The sequence below is a fragment of the Nocardia carnea NBRC 14403 genome, from assembly GCF_000308515.1.
Taxonomy (GTDB): domain Bacteria; phylum Actinomycetota; class Actinomycetes; order Mycobacteriales; family Mycobacteriaceae; genus Nocardia; species Nocardia carnea.
Genome location: NZ_BAFV01000065.1, coordinates 63,294 through 81,701, shown reverse-complemented (window position 1 = coordinate 81,701; position 18,408 = coordinate 63,294). Strand labels below are relative to the sequence as shown.

At 69.7% G+C, this 18,408-nt stretch carries 1 protein-coding gene; it reads left to right on the top strand.

The window, feature by feature from the left end:
* Positions 1-241: 241 nt before the first annotated feature.
* Positions 242-18,385, top strand: coding sequence for a non-ribosomal peptide synthetase (locus ON22_RS23100; protein WP_033242902.1), 18,144 nt, complete (start codon positions 242-244; stop codon positions 18,383-18,385).
* Positions 18,386-18,408 lie beyond the last annotated feature (23 nt).

Sequence of the window (18,408 nt, the reverse complement as noted above, 5' to 3'; positions counted from 1 at the left end):
ACACGAATTCGATAACCGTCAGGTCTCAATACTCGAAGGTGATCCATTACGGGTTGACCACAATTATCCAGCCATTGCCGAATGCCGCATAAATCGCGAACCAATTCCGCACCGGCGGCATTCGGTGCCATTTCGATGAAATTCACTTCGGCTTTCCGGAGTGATTGACGAATTCTTGCGGTGCGGGGGCGGTCTCGACGTGTCGACCGGCCCTCGAAACGACGAAATTCATGGAGGTCAGGTGACCCAGTCCGAGCGCAACCTCGACAGCAGCCGGGAACAGTCGGTTTCCGCGCCGGGCGGCGCGGCAGAGTTCCCCGGCCCGGTCCCCGGTAACGGCGCACACCCGCACAACGGCAACGGCAGCCACAACGGCGCCTCGCCGAGCCCGCGGACCGGCGAGAGGCTGCGCCTGTCCGCGGCGCAGCGCGGGATCTGGTTCGCCCAGCATCTGGCCGGGTCATCCCCGATTTCGGTGGCGCAGTATGTCGAAATCGCCGGCCCCATCGACCTCGATGCGCTGGTCGCGGCCTGTGATACCGCCGGCCGCGAGTTCGGTTCCGCCTATGTGCGACTGGTCGAGGAGGACGGCGAGCCGTATCAGATCGTCGACGAAGGACTGCCCTCACCGGTGTCGGTGCTGGATCTACGGGGCCACGACGACCCCGTGGCGGCCGCGCACGACCTGATGGTCCGCGACTATTCCGCCCCGCTGGACCTGCGCAGCGACCGCCTGATGAAATGCGTTGTCTTCCATGTCGGCCCGGACCACTACCTGTGGTACCAGCGCGCCCACCATATCGTCCTCGACGGTTTCGCCGCGGTGACAATGCTGCAGCGGATCACCGAGCTGTACAACGCGTGGGTGACGGGGGAGCAGCCGCCGGCCTCCACGGCGAAGGATCTCAGCGAAATCGTGGACCAGGACCTGTCGTACCGAGGTTCGACACGGTTCGACAACGACCGCAACTATTGGACCGAACACTTGGACGGCGCCCCACCCGTGGTCAGTCTCGCGGGCCGTGTCGGCAAACCCACCATTCATCCGGCCCTGGTCAGCGCCGACCTCCCGGATGTCACCGCCCAACTGCTGGACCGGGTGGTAGCCGACCGCGGAACCAGCGTCACACCCGTGATCGTCGCCGCGTTCGCCGCCTATCTCGCCCGGATGACCGGCAGCGACGAAGTATTGCTGAGCCTGCCGGTGTCGGGCCGGCATTCCGCGGTGCTGCGCCGGTCCGGCGGCATGGTCGCCAATGTGGTTCCGTTGCGGGTCCCCGTCGCCGGCCGCGGCACCGGCGCGGTGATCGACGCCGTACAGGGCGAGCTGACCAGTGCCCTGCGGCGGCAGCGATACCGGCAGGAGGACATCTTCCACGATATGGGGATCGCCCGCGACGAAACCGCGTCGTTCGGCCCGGCGGTCAACCTGATGATGGTGGACAACGAGATCGTGCTCGGCACCACCACCGGCCGGTTGCACGTACTGACCTCGGGCCCCACCGCGGACCTGTTCGTCAATATCTATCCCGGTGCGGGCCGCGACAGCACCCAGATCGATTTCCAGGGCAACCCGAGCGCCTACAGCAGTGACGAACTCGCCGCCCACCACACCCGGTTCCTGATGTTCCTGCACGAATTCCTGGCCGGCGGACCGGAACACCCGGTCAGCACCCTGCCGCTACTGGAACCGGCGGAACGGGCCGCGCTGCTGCCCGTACGAGGACCGCAAAACACCGGCGACCGGCTGCTCCCCGATATCCTCACCGAAGGCGCCCACCGTGATCCCGCCGCGACCGCGATCGCCACAACCACCGAAACACTCACCTACCGCGACCTCGACACCCGTTCCTCGCAGCTCGCGCGGTACCTGATCGGCCGCGGCTGCGGGCCCGGCACGGCGGTGGCGATCGTACTGCGCCGCTCCGCCGAGACGATCGTCGCGGCATGGGCGGTCGCGAAATGCGGTGCCGCGATCGTGCAGGTCGACCCGGACTATCCGGCGAAACGTATCGAGCACATGATCACCGACAGCGCCGCCCGGACGGTGATCACCCTCGACGCCCTCCGCGACCGGCTACCGGCCGACGCGCCGGCACTGCTCGCCGACGACCCCGCAACCCGGCAGGCCTGCGCGGACAACGATCCCGGCCCGGTCACCGACGCCGACCGCACCCGCCCGCTGCACACCGGCGACCTCGCCTACCTCACCTACACCTCCGGTTCCACCGGTGTGCCCAAAGGCGTGCAGGTCACCCACCGCGGCCTCGCGAACCTCGCCGCCGACCGCAGCGACACCTACGGTATGACCTCGCGGTCCCGGGTGTCCTATGCCCTCTCACCGGCTTTCGACGCCTCCTTCGAACAGTTCCTCACCTGTTTCGCCAACGGCGCCACACTGGTGGTGGTGCCGCCGGAGGTAATCGGCGGCGAACGGCTCACCGGGCTGCTGGCCGACCGGCACATCACCCATCTGACGCTGACACCGGCGATGCTGGCGACCGTGGACCCCCATCCGCTCACCGACCTGCGGGTAGTGGTGGTCGGGGGTGACGTATGCCCGCCGCATGTGATCGAAAGGTGGTCGCGGCACTGCGCGATGTTCAACGAATACGGGCCCACCGAAACCACGGTGACCGCCGCGGCCGCCCGGATCCGGCCCGGCCGTGACCTCACCGCCGGCGGCCCGATCCGTGGTGTGGCGGCGATGATCCTGGACCGGGCCCTGCAACCGGTGCCGGTCGGCACCGCCGGAGAACTGTATCTGGCCGGGCCCGGCCTGGCCCGCGGCTACAACCGACGGTTCCCCGATACCGCGGCCCGTTTCGTCGCCGACCCCCACGGTGACCCGGGACAGCGTATGTACCGCACCGGCGATCTCGCCCGCTGGACCGTCGAGGATTCGCGGGTGTCGCTGGAACTGCTGGGCCGCAGCGATTTCCAGGTGAAGATCCGCGGCTACCGGATCGAACCCGCCGAAGTCGATGCCGCCCTCACCGCCCACCCGGACGTCGACCTGTCGGTCACCGTACCGGTGCACAACAATGCCGGCGCGACCGTCCTGGCCTCCTACGTCGTCCCCGTCGACGACCACCGCGCCGACCCGGAGCAGCTGCAACGGTTCGCCCGCGAGTCCCTGCCACCGCATATGGTGCCGGCGGTGATCGTGCCACTGGACCGGCTGCCGGTGAACGCGTTCGGCAAACTGGATCGTGCCGCGCTCCCGGAACCGGAATTCGGGGCGGCCCCCGCCGGGCGCGCCCCGGAAACCGCCCGCGAAATCCTGATGGCCGGCCTGTTCAGTGAGATCCTCGGGGTACCGCAGGTCGGCGCCGACGACAGTTTCTTCGCTCTCGGCGGCGACAGTATTCTGTCGATCCAGCTGGTGTCGCGCGCCAAAGCCGTGGGCCTGGGGTTCTCCACCCAGGACGTATTCGAGCACAAAACCGTCGCCGCCCTGGCCGCTATGGCCACCGAAGCCGGTGGCGCGCCGCAGTTGCGGGAACTACCCGGCGGCGGCACCGGCCCGATCCCGCTGTCGCCGATCGTGCACGCCATGCTCGGCCGCGGCCACTACGACCGCTTCGCCCAAGCCACGCTCGTCGAACTACCGGATCGCCTCGACCCCGCCCATCTCGTGCGCGCCCTGCACACCCTGCTGGACCGCCACGACATACTGCGCGCGACCCTGCACGTCACCGCCTCCGGTGAACACCGCCTCGACGTCGCGGCCCCCGGATCCGTCGACGCCGCCACCGTCCTCACCGACCGGACGCTGCGCGACCGCGACGCAGGCGAAATCGACCGGCACCTGCAGGCGGCCGCGGACCACCTCGACCCCGCCGCCGGTGTGCTGGTGCAGGCCGTCCGCATGCAGGACGGCACCGGCGCGGCCCCGGACCTGCTGTGGCTGGTGATCCACCATCTCGCCGTCGACGCGGTGTCATGGCGGATCCTGCTCGCCGACCTCGCCCATATCTGGCTGCAGGTGTCGACGGGCGAGGACCCGCAGCCCGGCGCGGGCACCACCTCGGTCCGGCGCTGGGTACACGGCCTGACCGAACAGGCCTCCGCGCGGCGCCCGGCGGAACTCGCACGCTGGACAGAGGTGCTCGCCGGCGGTGACCGGCTGCTCGGGTCACGGCCACTGGACCCTGCCCGTGATGTCATGGCCACCGCCGGCCGGATCCGGTTGCGTATCCCGGCCGATATCACCGAAGCAGTACTCACCACCCTCCCGGCCCGCTTCCACGGCAGCGCCAACGACCCACTGCTGGCAGCGCTGGCGCTGGCGTTGGCGCAATGGCGGGCCCGCCGCGGCGGCACCGCCGGCACGGAACTGATCTCCCTGGAAGGCCACGGCCGTGAAGAGCAGGCGGTACCGGGTGCCGATCTCAGCGCCACCGCCGGCTGGTTCACCACCCGGTTCCCGGTCCGGCTCGAAATGTCCGGCGTCGATCTCGACGACGCCTTCGCCGGCGGCCCCGCCGCGGGGTCGGCGATCAAACAGGTGAAGGAACAACTGCGCACGGTCCCGGACAACGGGATCGGCTACGGGATGCTGCGTTACCTCGATCCCGTGGGCAGCGCCGAACTCGGGAGCGCGCCGGAACCCCAGATCAGTTTCAACTATCTGGGGCGGGTGGGTGTCCGCGACCACTCGGGGGCGTGGACACCCACCACCGAATTCACCTCGCTGACCGCGACCACCGATCCGCGGATGGCACTGCCCGCGGTAGTGGATGTGAACGCGATCGCCGAATCCGGCCCCGACGGCCTCGAACTCGACGCCACCTGGGAGTTCGCCCGCAACATCGTCGACGCCGACGCGATGGCCGAACTCGCCGACCTGTGGGTGCAGGCACTGCACGGCCTGGCCGCGCATCTGCACACCGATTCCGCCGGCGGTTACACACCGTCCGATTTCCCGCTGGTCACGGTCTCGCAGGCCGATATCGACGGCTGGTCGCGGGAATTCCCGGCAATGACCGATGTGTGGCCGCTGACCGCGCTGCAAACCGGGCTGCTGTTCCACACCCTCTACGACCGCGACGGCGACGACAGCTACATCGTGCAGGCGACACTGACTTTGGCCGGTCAGGTCGATCCGCAGCGGATGCGTCAGGCCGCGCAAACGCTGATCGACCGGCACGACAGCCTGCGCACCGCCTTCGTCGAAACAGCCGACGGCCCCCGCCAGATCGTGCTGCAGAACGTCCGCGCCGACTGGCGCGAAACCGACCTCACCGCCCACGATCCCACTGCCCGCGACCGCGAACTCCACCGCCTCACCACCGAAGCGGCGGCACCGTTCGACCCGGCCCGCCCGCCGCTGCTGCGCTTCCAGCTGCTGCGCACCGGCGCCACCGAATACCGGCTGCTGATCACCGACCATCACCTCGTCCTGGACGGCTGGTCGATGCCGCTGCTGATCCATCAACTGCTCGTCCTCTACACCAACGGCGCCGAGGCAGCTGATCTCGCGGCTCCACGATCGTTCCGCGACTACCTGCAGTGGCTGCACACCCAGGACGACGATGCCGCCACCACCGCCTGGCAGCGGATGCTCGCCGGGGTGGACAACCCGACCCGGGTCACCGGCCGCCCGGACCGTACGGGCAGCGCCGCCGGCGGTGAGGTCGGGCTCGACCTCGATACGGCGACCGCCGCCGCGGTCCTCGACCTGGCCCGCTCCCACGGTGTCACCGCCGGCACCACCGTCCAGGTGGCGTGGGCGTTGCTGCTCACCGCCCTGACCGGACGATCCGATGTGGTGTTCGGTAACACGGTGTCGCATCGCCCGCCGCAACTGCTCGGCGTCGAACACATGGTGGGCCTGTTCATCAACACGCTGCCGGTGCGGGTCCGGTTCGACCCCCGGGAAACGGTCGCCGAACTGCTGATCCGGGTGCAATCCGAACAGGCCGCGATGCTCGAACACCGCCATATCGGTTTGGCGGAACTCCAGCACGCCACCGGTATCGCCGATATGTTCGACACCGTCACGGTGCTGGAATCGTATCCGCTGGACCGGGAAGGCCTGGCCCGCGACCTCGACGCCGCCGGACTGCAACTGGTCGATCTCGACGCCCAGGACGCCACCCCCTACCCACTGAGCCTGCAGGTCACCCCGCCGCGCCCTACCGGCGACGACGCCGGCACCTACACGATCACCCTGCGCTACGCCGCCGACCGGTTCGACACGGAACAGGCCGGCTCCCTGCTCGCCCGATTCGAGCAGATCCTCACCCAGCTCGTCACCGACCCCACCACCCACACTGCCGCCGTCACCCCCGGCCGCGACCCCGAAACCCGTGCACCGCTGCCGGCCACCGGCGCGCCCGCCGTCCCCGAACGCACCCTGCACGACATCCTGACCGCCACCGCCCACCGGTACCCGGACGCGGCCGCCGTACGATCCGGCGACACCACCCTCACCTACCGTGTCCTGCAGCAGCGCGCCGAGGACCTCGCCGCCCTGCTCACCGATCGCGGCGCCCGCCCCGAAACTTTTGTCGCCCTGGCACTCCCACGGTCGATCGATCTGGTCGTCGCGATCTGGGCGGTCGCGAAAACCGGGGCCGCGTTCATCCCGCTCGATCCCGCCAACCCCGGCGACCGGATCGCCGGGATGCTCGCGGATTCGGGTACCGGCCTGGGTATCACCACCGTCCCCGTGGCCGCACACCTCCCCGGCACCGTCGACTGGCTGACCCTCGACGACACCCACATGCGGCGCGCGGCGCCGACCCCCACTCGCGCGGCGACACCCGGGAACACCGCCTACCTCATCTTCACCTCCGGGTCGACCGGCACCCCGAAAGCGGTCCAGGTGACCCACCGCGGTCTGGCCGATCTCGTCGCCGCCCACACCGAAGCCTTCGCCGCGGACTCCACCTCCACAGTTCTGCAGGTCGCCTCACCCGGATTCGACGCCAGCGTCTCGGAACTGCTCCTGGCCCACGGCAACGGCGCCTGCCTGCTGATCGCACCCCCCGACGTGTACGGCGGCACAGACCTCACCGAACTACTACGCATCGGGCACGTCACCCACGCCATCATCACCCCGTCCGTGCTGAACACCCTCGACCCCGCACGGCTACCGGACCTCACCACTCTCGCGGTCGTCGGTGAAGCCACCGGCGCGGACACCGTGCACCGGTGGGCGCCCGGCCGGCGCCTGATGAACCATTACGGACCGACCGAAACCACGATCTGGGCCACCGGATCCGCCGCCCTGCAGCCCGGGGAACCGGTCACCATCGGCGGACCCGTCCACGGCATATCGGTCACGGTCCTCGATATGTGGCTGCGGCCGGTACCGGCCGGGGTCGCGGGGGAGCTGTACCTCGGCGGACCCGCCCTGGCCCGCGGCTATTTCGGCCGGCCCGCCACCACCGCGTCCCGTTTCGTCGCCGACCCTTACTCCGCCCACGGTGAACGCCTCTACCGCACCGGCGATTCCGTGCGCTGGATCCACGGCCGCACCGGACTCGAACTCGAATATCTGGGCCGCAACGACCAACAGGTCAAAATCCACGGCCTGCGCATCGAACCCGGCGAGATCGACACCCAGCTCACCCGCCATCCCGCGGTCGCGAGCGCCGCCACCATCACCCGCACCGGCCCCACCGGCGAACCGATCCTCGTGTCCTACGTCGTCCCCGCCCCGGGTGCCACCCTGGACACGACGGCACTCCACGACCACCTCGACCGCACCCTCGCCCACTACATGAACCCCGCGGCGATCATCGAACTCGGCGACATGCCCGTCACCGCCACCGGCAAAGTCGACCGGAAAGCGCTACAGCACCACGAATTCACGACACCCGATGTCGCGGGCCGCGCCCCCGCCACCCCCGAAGAACACACCATGGCGGACCTGTTCGCGCAGGTCCTGCACCGGGACAACGTATCCGCCGACAGCAACTTCTTCACCCTCGGCGGCGACAGTATCGTCTCCATGCGCCTGGTCGCCTCGGCCAAAGCCGCCGGCCTCGTCCTCACCCCCCGTGAAGTGTTCGAAGGCAAAACGGTGGCCGCACTCGCCGCCACCGCCCGCCACGACCTCCCGGCCACCGACACCGGCGCCGCGCAGCACCCGCTCGTCACCCTCGACGAACCCGAGATCGACGCACTACGGCAACGCTATCCCGGCCTCACCGACATCTGGCCCCTGTCGCCGATGCAATCCGGTATCCACTTCCACTCCACCTTCACCGGCGAGGACACCGGCACCACCGACAACTACACCGTCCAGACCACCATCGGATTCACCGGCGATATCGACACCGACCGGCTGCGCCGCGCCGCCCAGGCCCTGATCGACCGCCACGACATCCTTCGCGCCGGATTCGTCGAAACCGCCGCCGGACCACACCAGATCGTCGTCGAACACACCGGCACCGTATTCCGGGATATCGACCTGACCCGCGACGATCCGCGCACAGCCGCCGAGATCGCCGCCGCCGACGCCGCCGCCGGTTTCGACCTGTCCGCGCCGCCACTGATCCGGTTCACCCTGCTGCACCTCGAACCCGGCGTGCACCGGCTGCTGGTCACCAACCATCACGTCATCCTCGACGGCTGGTCGATGCCGCTGCTCATGGGCGAACTCCTCGAAAACTACGGCACACCGGAACGGATCGGCGCCACCGAACCCGCGCCGTCCTACCGCGACTACCTGACCTGGCTGCAACACCAGAACCCCGCCGCCTCCAAATCCGTCTGGGCGCGCGAATACGCGGACGTGGATTCCCCGACCCGCGTCGCCCGCGCAACGTCCACCGCGAGCACCGCCGCCGAAGTGAACGCCGACCTACCCGCCGACCTGTACGGCGCGCTACGCGACGTCGCCGCCGACACGGCCGTCACCGTCAACACTGCCGTCGCGGCCGCCTGGGCGCTGAACCTGCGCGTCCTCACCGGCGACACCGACATCGTCTTCGGTTCCGCGGTCTCGGGCCGCCCACCGGAACTACCGGACGTCGACCGCACCCTCGGCATGTTCCTCAACACCATCCCGATGCGGGTCCGGCTCGACCCGGCACACACACTGCGCGACCTGCTGACCCGAATCCAGGACCAGCACGCCCGCATGCTCGACCACCACTACATCGGGCTGCCCGAAATCCAGCGCGCCGCGGGCGTCACCGAACTGTTCGACACCGCGATCGCGTTCCAATCGTTCCCCGTCGACCGCCCCGCCCTGCAGCGACTCGTCGAATCCGCGGGCCTGCACATCGGCGAGATCAGCGGCGTCGACGCCACCCCGTTCCCGCTGAGCCTCGTCGTCGCCCCCACCCACGACGGCTCACCCGGCCTGCGAATCACTCTCCGCTTCCTGGAAGACGGCTTCGACAGCGCCCACGCCCACCACATCCTCACCCGGTTCGTGGACATCCTCACCCGCATCGCCCGCGACCCCGCCACGCGACTCGGCGCGCTCGCACTACCCGACGTACCGGCACCCGACCACCCCGGCACCGCCCACCACACCCCCGACACACTCGCCGGGATCCTCACCGCGACCGCCGCTACCGCACCCGCCGCGGTCGCCGCACACTACGGCACCACGACCCTCACCTACCGGGAACTCGACGAACAATCCAACCGCCTCGCCCGCACCCTGCTCCGCCGCGGCGCCCGCCCCGGCCGGATCACCGCCCTCGCACTCCCACGGTCCCTGCCCGGTGTCGTGGCCCTGTGGGCGGCCGCCAAAGCGGGGACCGCGTTCGTCCCGATCGACCCGAACCTGCCCGCCGGGCGCATCGAATTCCTGCTGTCGGATTCCGCGGCCCGCCTCGGCATCACCGATACCGCCACCGCGCCGAACCTGCCCGCCGGAATCGACTGGCTGATCATCGACGACGAAACCACCCACCGCAGTGTGGCCGCCGAATCCCCGGAACCGGTCACCGACACCGAACGCGGCACCCCACTGCACCCGGACCGCGGCGCCTACGTCATCTACACCTCCGGCTCCACCGGCACCCCCAAAGGTGTACGGGTCGGGCACCGCGCCCTCGCCGACGTGGTCGCGGCACAACACCGCACCCTGCACGTCGACGAACAGTCCACAGTCCTGCAGGTCGCCTCGCCCAGTTTCGACGCCAACCTGTTCGAACTGCTCATGGCACACGGTTCCGGCGCCCGCCTGGTCATCGCACCCCCCGACGTGTACGGCGGCCGCGAACTCGCCGACCTCATCCGCCGCGAACACATCACCCACGCGGTCATCACCCCGTCCGCCCTGTCCACCGTCCCCGCCGACGACCTCACCGGCCTGCGCGTCCTGGCCACCGCCGGCGAACCCGTCGGACGAGAACTGGTCGACCGCTGGGCACCCGGCCGCACCATGATCAACCTCTACGGCCCCAGCGAAACCACCATCTGGGCGACCGCCGGCGAACTGACCGCCGCCACACCGATCGGTATCGGCCGCCCCGTCGGCCCCGTGGCCGCCGCCGTACTCGACACCTGGCTACGGCCCGTACCGCAGGGCGTGGCCGGCGAACTATACCTGTTCGGGCCGGGCCTGGCCGAAGGCTACATCGACCGGCCCGGACTGACCGCCACCCGGTTCATCGCCTGCCCGTTCGACACCGGTAGCGCCCGCATGTACCGCACCGGCGATATCGTCCGCCGCACCCCCGGCGGCGACCTCGAATTCGTGGGACGCAACGACTTCCAGGTGAAAGTCCGCGGTTCCCGCGTCGAACTCGGCGAAATCGACGCCGTCCTGTCGGCCCGCCCCGACATCACCTTCGCGACCACCCTCGCGCACCACGGCGACGGGGGACCGGCACGACTGGTGTCCTATGTGGTGCCCGCACCGGAAGTGAACGTCTCGGCCGACACCCTCACCGCCGCACTCGCCGCCGCACTCCCCACCTACATGGTGCCCGCCGCGATCATGGTCCTCGACGACGTACCGCTCACCGCCCACGGCAAACTCGACCGCGACCGCCTCCCCGAACCCGCATTCGCCGCCCGCGAATACCGGGCCCCCGCCACCTGGCCGGAAGAACTGGTCGCCGACACCTACGCCCAAGTCCTCGACATGCCCCGCGTCGGCGCCGACGACGACTTCTTCGCCCTCGGCGGCGATTCCCTCAGCGCCTCACTGGTGGTGGCCCGCATCGGCGCCGCCCTCGGCGTCCGCGTCCCGGTCCGGGCCCTGTTCGAAGCGCCCACCGTCGCCGCCCTGGCCCGCCACACCACCACCCTGCGCAGCGGTGACCGCATACCGCTCACCGCCCGCCCCCACCCCGAACCCGTACCGCTGTCGCTGGCCCAGCAACGCATGTGGTTCCTCAACCGGTACGAACCCGACTCCGCCGCCTACAACATTCCCGTGATGCTGCGCCTCACCGGCCACCTCGACACCGGCGCCCTGCACGACGCCCTCACCGACGTCATCGCCCGCCACGAAGTACTCCGCACCATCTACCCCGAAACCGCCGGCGAACCCCGCCAACAGGTCCTGACCGACCCCGCCCCGCCCCTGCACACCGTCCCCGCCGACGCCGCCACCCTGACCGATACCGTGACCGCGTTCGTACGCACCGGATTCGACGTCACCACCGAAGTCCCGCTCCGCATCGGACTGTTCGACCTCGGCACCGGCGACTACATGCTCGTCCTCGTCGTCCACCACATCGCCGGCGACGGACAATCCATGGGGCCACTGGCCCGCGACGTCGTCACCGCCTACGCCGCCCGCGCCGGCGGCCACGCACCCCACTGGCAGCCACTACCCGTCCAATACGCCGACTACGCACTCTGGCAGCGCGAAGTCCTCGGCGCCGCCGACGACCCCGAATCGCTGCTGTCGGCCCAGCTGCAGTTCTGGCGCGACACCCTCACCGACGCCCCCGACCGCCTCGACCTCCCCACTGACCGGCCCCGCCCACCGATCGCCTCCCTCGCCGGCGGCCGCATCCCCGTCGCCATCGACGCCGCCCTGCACACCAAGCTCCTCGACCTCGCCCACACCCGCGGCTCCTCCCTGTTCATGGCCGTACACGCCGCCCTCGCCGCCGTACTCGCCCGCCTCAGCAGCAGCGACGACATCGTCATCGGCACCCCCGTCGCGGGCCGCGGCGAACCCGGCCTCGACGACCTCGTCGGCATGTTCGTCAACACTCTCGCCCTGCGCACCCCCGTCGACACCGGCGAATCGTTCACCGACCACCTCACCCGTACCCGCGACACCGACCTCGCCGCTTTCGAACACGCCGACGTACCGTTCGAACGCGTCGTAGAAGAACTCAACCCGCAACGCGCCACCGACCGGCACCCCCTGTTCCAGGTGATGCTCGCCTTCCAGAACCTCGCCGGCACCGGCGTCGAACTCCCCGGCGTCACCGTCACCCGCGCCGATATCGACACCGGACTGTCCCAATTCGACCTGCAACTGATCCTCGCCGACACCTACGACGACGGGGGAGCAGCCGGCGGACTCTCCGGAACCCTCACCTACGCCCGCGACCTGTTCGACGACACCACCGCACACCAATTCGTCACCCGACTGCTGCGCGTCCTGGAAGCCGTCACCACCGACCCCGCGGTAGCCGTCGGCGATATCGACTGGCTCGACACCAGCGAACACCACGACCTGCTCACCCGGATCGGACCCCACCCCACCGGCCCGCAGCCACCCGCCCTGCTCCCGGACGTATTTGCCGCCGCTGTCCACGCCAACCCCACCGGCGCCGCCCTCCTCGCCGGCGACACCGAACTCACCTACCGCGACCTCGACACCCGATCCAACCAGTTGGCGCGGCTGCTGATCCGCCGCGGCGCCGGACCCGAACACCCCGTCCTCGTCGCCACCGGCCGCACCGCCGAAGCGATCGTCGCCTGGTGGGCCGTCGTCAAAACCGGCGCCCCCTACGTCCCGGTCGACCCCCGCTATCCCACCGGCCGCATCGAACAAATGGTCACCGACTCCCACGCCCACCTCGGCCTCACCCTCACCGCCACCCGACCCCAACTGCCCGGCAACGTCGACTGGATCCTCCTCGACTCCCCGGACGCACACCCGCACATCGACACCGAATCCGCCGAACCCGTCACCGACACCGACCGGCTCCGGCCACTACGACCCGGCAACACCGCCTACATCGTGTTCACCTCCGGCTCCACCGGCCGCCCCAAAGGTGTCGCCGTCACCCACACCGGAATCGCCGACTTCGTCACCGCACAACGCAGCGGCACCCCGCCGGACTCCAGCGACCGCGTCCTGCACTTCGCCTCCCCGTCCTTCGACGCCTCCCTCCTGGAAATCCTGCTCGCCGCCGGCCGCGCCGCCACCCTCGTCATCGCTCCCACCGGCATCTACGGCGGCGACGAACTCGCCGAATTCCTCCGCACCCACCGCATCACCCACGCCTTCGTCACCCCCGCCGCCCTCGCCTCCGTCGACCCCACCGGACTCGACGACCTCCGCACCGTCATGTCCGGCGGCGACGAAGTCCCCGCCGACCTCATCAACCGGTGGGCCGGCACCGACCGCGCCGGCACCCGCGAATTCCGGGTCCTGTACGGGCCCACAGAAACCACCATGGTCGCCACCGCCACCGCCCCCGTACACCCCGGCGAACGACCCACCATCGGCACCCCACTCCCGGGAATGCAGGCCCTGGTCCTCGACGACCGCCTCCGGCCCGCCCCCGTCGGCGTCACCGGCGAACTGTATCTCGCCGGCCCCGCCCTGGCCCGCGGCTACCTCAACCGCGCCGCCACCAACGCGGCCCGATTCACCGCCTGCCCCTACGCCGAACCCGGCAGCCGCATGTACCGCACCGGCGACCTCGTCCGCTGGAACACCCACGGCGACCTCGAATTCGTGGGACGCAACGACTTCCAGGTGAAAGTCCGCGGCTACCGCGTCGAACTCGGCGAAATCGACACCGCACTCGGCGCCCGCCCCGATATCGCCTACGCCGTCACCATCCCGCGCCGCGACGGCACCGGACCCGTCACCCTCGTCTCCTACGTCGTCCCGGCCCCCGGCGCCGACCTCTCCGCCGACACCCTCACCACCGCACTCGCCGACACCCTCCCCGCCTACATGGTGCCCGCCGCGATCATGGTCCTCGACCGGATCCCGCTCTCACCCAACGGCAAACTCGACCGCAAAGCCCTGCCCGAACCCGTCCTGCAAGCCAAACAATTCCGGGCCCCCGCCTCCCCGGTCGAAGAGATCGTGGCCGGAGTTTTCGCCGACGTACTCGGCCTCGACCGCGCCGTCGGCGCCGACGACGACTTCTTCGAACTCGGCGGCAACAGCCTCGTCGCCACCCGCGTCGCCGCCCGCATCGGCGCCGCCCTCGACGCCACCGTCCCGGTCGCGATGATCTTCGACGCACCCACCGTCACCAAACTCGCCGCCCGCGCCGAATCCCACGCCGACACCGGACGCGTAGCACTCACCCCACAACCCCGGCCCCCGCATATCCCGCTGTCCTACGCGCAGCAGCGCATGTGGTTCCTCAACCGGTTCGAACCCGACTCCGCCGCCTACAGCATCCCCATCGTCATCCGCCTCACCGGCCACCTCGACACCGACGCCCTGCACCACGCCCTCACCGACGTCATCGACCGGCACGAAGTGCTGCGCACCTACTACCCGCACACCGACGGCGAACCCGCACAGGTCGTCCTGCCCGCCGACCACACCACACCACCCCTGCACCCCACCCCGATCGACGACACCGACCTCCCCGCCGCGCTCGCCGGATTCGTCGCCACCGTCTTCGACGTCACCAGCGAAGTACCGTTACGCGCCCGCCTCTACAACACCGGCCCCGACACCTGGGTCCTGGCCGTCGTCATCCACCACATCTGCGGCGACGGATCCTCCCTCGCCCCACTGGCCCGCGACATGATGACCGCCTACCAGGCCCGAGTGAACAGCCGCCCACCCACCTGGACACCACTACCGGTCCAATACGCCGACTACACCATCTGGCAGCACACCGTCCTGGGCTCCGAACACGACCCCGGCTCGCTGCTCCGCGCCCAAATCGACTACTGGACCACCCAACTCGCCGACCTGCCACCCCTACTCGAACTACCCACCGACCGGCCGCGACCCGCGATCCAGACCTACACCGGCGCCGACATCCCCCTCACCATCGACGCCGGCCTCCACGCCGACCTGGACACCATCGCACGCACCCACAACACCACCCTGTTCATGGTGTTCCACGCCGCCCTCGCCGCCACCCTCGGCCGGCTCGCCGCCACCGACGATATCGCCATCGGCACCCCCTACGCCGGACGCGGCGAACCCGAACTCGACGACCTCGTCGGCATGTTCGTCAACACCCTCGTCCTGCGCACCCGCCTCACCGCCCAGATGACATTCACCGAACTCCTCGACCACGTCCGCGGCACCGACCTCGCCGCATTCGGGCACGCCGACGTACCGTTCGAACGCCTCGTCCAAGAACTCAACCCCGTCCGCTCCCACGCCCACCACCCCCTGTTCCAGGTGATGCTCGCCTTCCAGAACCAGACCGGCACCGAATTCGAACTCCCCGGACTCACCGCCTCCGCCGTCGAAGCCGATACCGCAACCTCCCTGTTCGACCTCCAGATCACCGTCTCCGACACCTACGACGCCACCGGCGCACCCACCGGAATCACCGGCGGCATCACCTACGCCACCGACCTGTTCGACCCCGCCACCGCCGCCACCCTCGCCGCCCGCCTGCATCGCATGCTGCGCGCCATCGCCGCCGACCCCACCCGGCAGGTCCACGACATCGAACTCCTCGACACCACAGAAAAAGACGCCGTCCTGCACCGGTGGAACACCACCGAACAGCCACTCGACCCGGACGAAACCCTCCCCGCCCTGTTCACCCGCGCCGCCACCACCCACGCCGACCGGCCCGCCGTCGAATACGGCACCCACACCCTCACCTACGCCGAATTCGCCGCCCGCATCAACCGCCTCGCCCGCTGGCTCATCACCCGCGGCGTCGGCCCCGACACCCTGGTCGCATTACGCATGCCCCGATCCCTCGACCAGATCACCGCCATGTACGCCGTCCACGCCGCCGGCGGGGGATACGTTCCCATCGACCCCACCCACCCCGCCGACCGCATCGACTACATGCTCACCACCGCCGCCCCCGTCGTCGACCTCACCACCCTCGACGGCATCGACCTCACCGGCTACGACGACACCCCCGTCACCGACACCGACCGCCACACCCCACTACGACCCCACAACACCGCCTACGTCCTGTTCACCTCCGGCTCCACCGGCCGCCCCAAAGGCGTCGCCGTCCCGCACAGCGCCGTCCTCAACCAACTGCACTGGATCATCGGCACCTACCGCCTCACCGCCGCCGATACCGTCCTGCAGAAAACCCCCGCCACCTTCGACGTCTCGGTGTGGGAACTGTTCGCCACCCTCGCCGTCGGCGCCCGCCTCGTCATCGCCCGCCCCGACGGACACACCGACCCCGCCTACCTCGCCGACACCATCGACGACCGGCACATCACCCTCACCTCGTTCGTCCCGTCCATGCTCGCCGCATTCGCCGACGCCGCCCCCGCACAATCCCTCACCTCCCTGCGCGCGCTACTCGTCGGCGGTGAAGCATTCGGCGCCGACGTGGCCGCCACCGCACACCGCGCCATGCCCCACACCGAACTGCACAACCTCTACGGCCCCACCGAATTCACCCTGCACGCCACCTCCCACCCCGTCACCGGCACCGACGACGGCAGCGTCCCCATGGGCACACCCGTCTGGAACGTCCGCGCCCACATCCTCGACACCCACCTCCGCCCCGTCCCACCCGGAGTAGCGGGAGACCTCTACCTCGCCGGCAACCAGATCGCCCGCGGATACCACGCCCGCCCCGGCCTCACCGCGGAACGATTCGTCCCCGACCCCTTCACCGACGGCGAACGCATGTACCGCACCGGCGACCGCGCCCGCCGCCTGCGCACCGGCGAACTGGAATACCTGGGCCGCACCGACTTCCAGGTGAAACTCCGCGGACTGCGTATCGAACTCGGCGAAATCGAAGCCGTCCTCGCCGAACACCCCACCGTCGCCCGCGCCATCGCCGCCGTACACACCTCCACCACCGGCGACCGGCTCATCACCTACCTGGTCCCCGCGGCCGGCGCCGCCGTCGACACCGACGCCGTCCTCGCCCACGCCGCCACCGAACTACCCGACTACATGGTGCCCACCACCGTCATGGTGCTCGACACCGTACCGTTCACCGCCTCCGGCAAACTGGACCGCACACACCTACCCGAACCCGTCTTCGCAGTAGGGGAGTTCCGGGAACCCGAATCCTGGCTGGAAGGAGAAGTCGCCCGAGCCTACGGACACGTCCTCGGCGTGGACCGCGTCGGCGCCGACGACGACTTCTACGCCCTCGGCGGCAACTCCCTGAAATCGGTACAGGTGGTCAGCGAACTCCGCAAAGAACTCGACTACGAAGTCCCCGTCAGCTGGATCCTGTCCGACCCGCGCCCCGCCGAACTCGCCAAACGCATCGAAACCGGCATGCGCACCGGACACGTCACCAGCGAACCCGCGGGCCCGGGATTCGATGTCCTGCTACCCATCCGCACCACCGGCACACAACCCCCGCTGTTCTGCATCCACCCCGCCTCGGGCCTGGCCTGGAGCTACCGCCCCCTCGGCGAATACCTCACCGGCGACCGGCCGATCTACGGAATCCAGGCACCACAGCTCAGCGGCGCCGACCCGGGACCGGCCACCATCGACGACACCGCCCGCCGCTACCTCGACGAAATCCGCACCATCCAGCCACACGGCCCCTACCACCTGCTCGGCTGGTCCCTCGGCGGCCAGATCGCCCACGCTATCGCCGTCGAAATACGTGCCGCCGGCGAAGAAGTCGCACTACTGGCCCTGCTGGACGCCGAAGCCGACGGATTCGACCGATCGGCCGTCACCACCGTGACCGCCGGCGAACTCGTCGCCAACCTCGGCCCCGTCATGGGTATCGATTTCGTCCCCACCGACGCCACCGCCGAGGAAGCCGCCGCCCTGATCCGGCAGAACCTGGGGGAGGAGCTCGGTATCGACGCCACCCTCATCCAACGCATGACCGACGCCTACAACCAGTCGATCCGCGCCGCCGCCGAATGGCAACCCCGGATCCTCGACAGTGACATGCTCTACTTCACCGCCACCGGCGAACGCCGCGCCGCCGCCACCGGCCACCGAGGCTGGGAACCGCACGTCCGCGGCCACATCACCGATATCGATATCGACGCCACCCACCTGGCGATGACCGAACCGGCGGTCCTGGCCCGCATTGCCCACGTGCTGAACGACCAACTCGACCGAGAAACCGCCGGACACAATGGATGACCGCGCCGGGTGTGGGGGTCCGG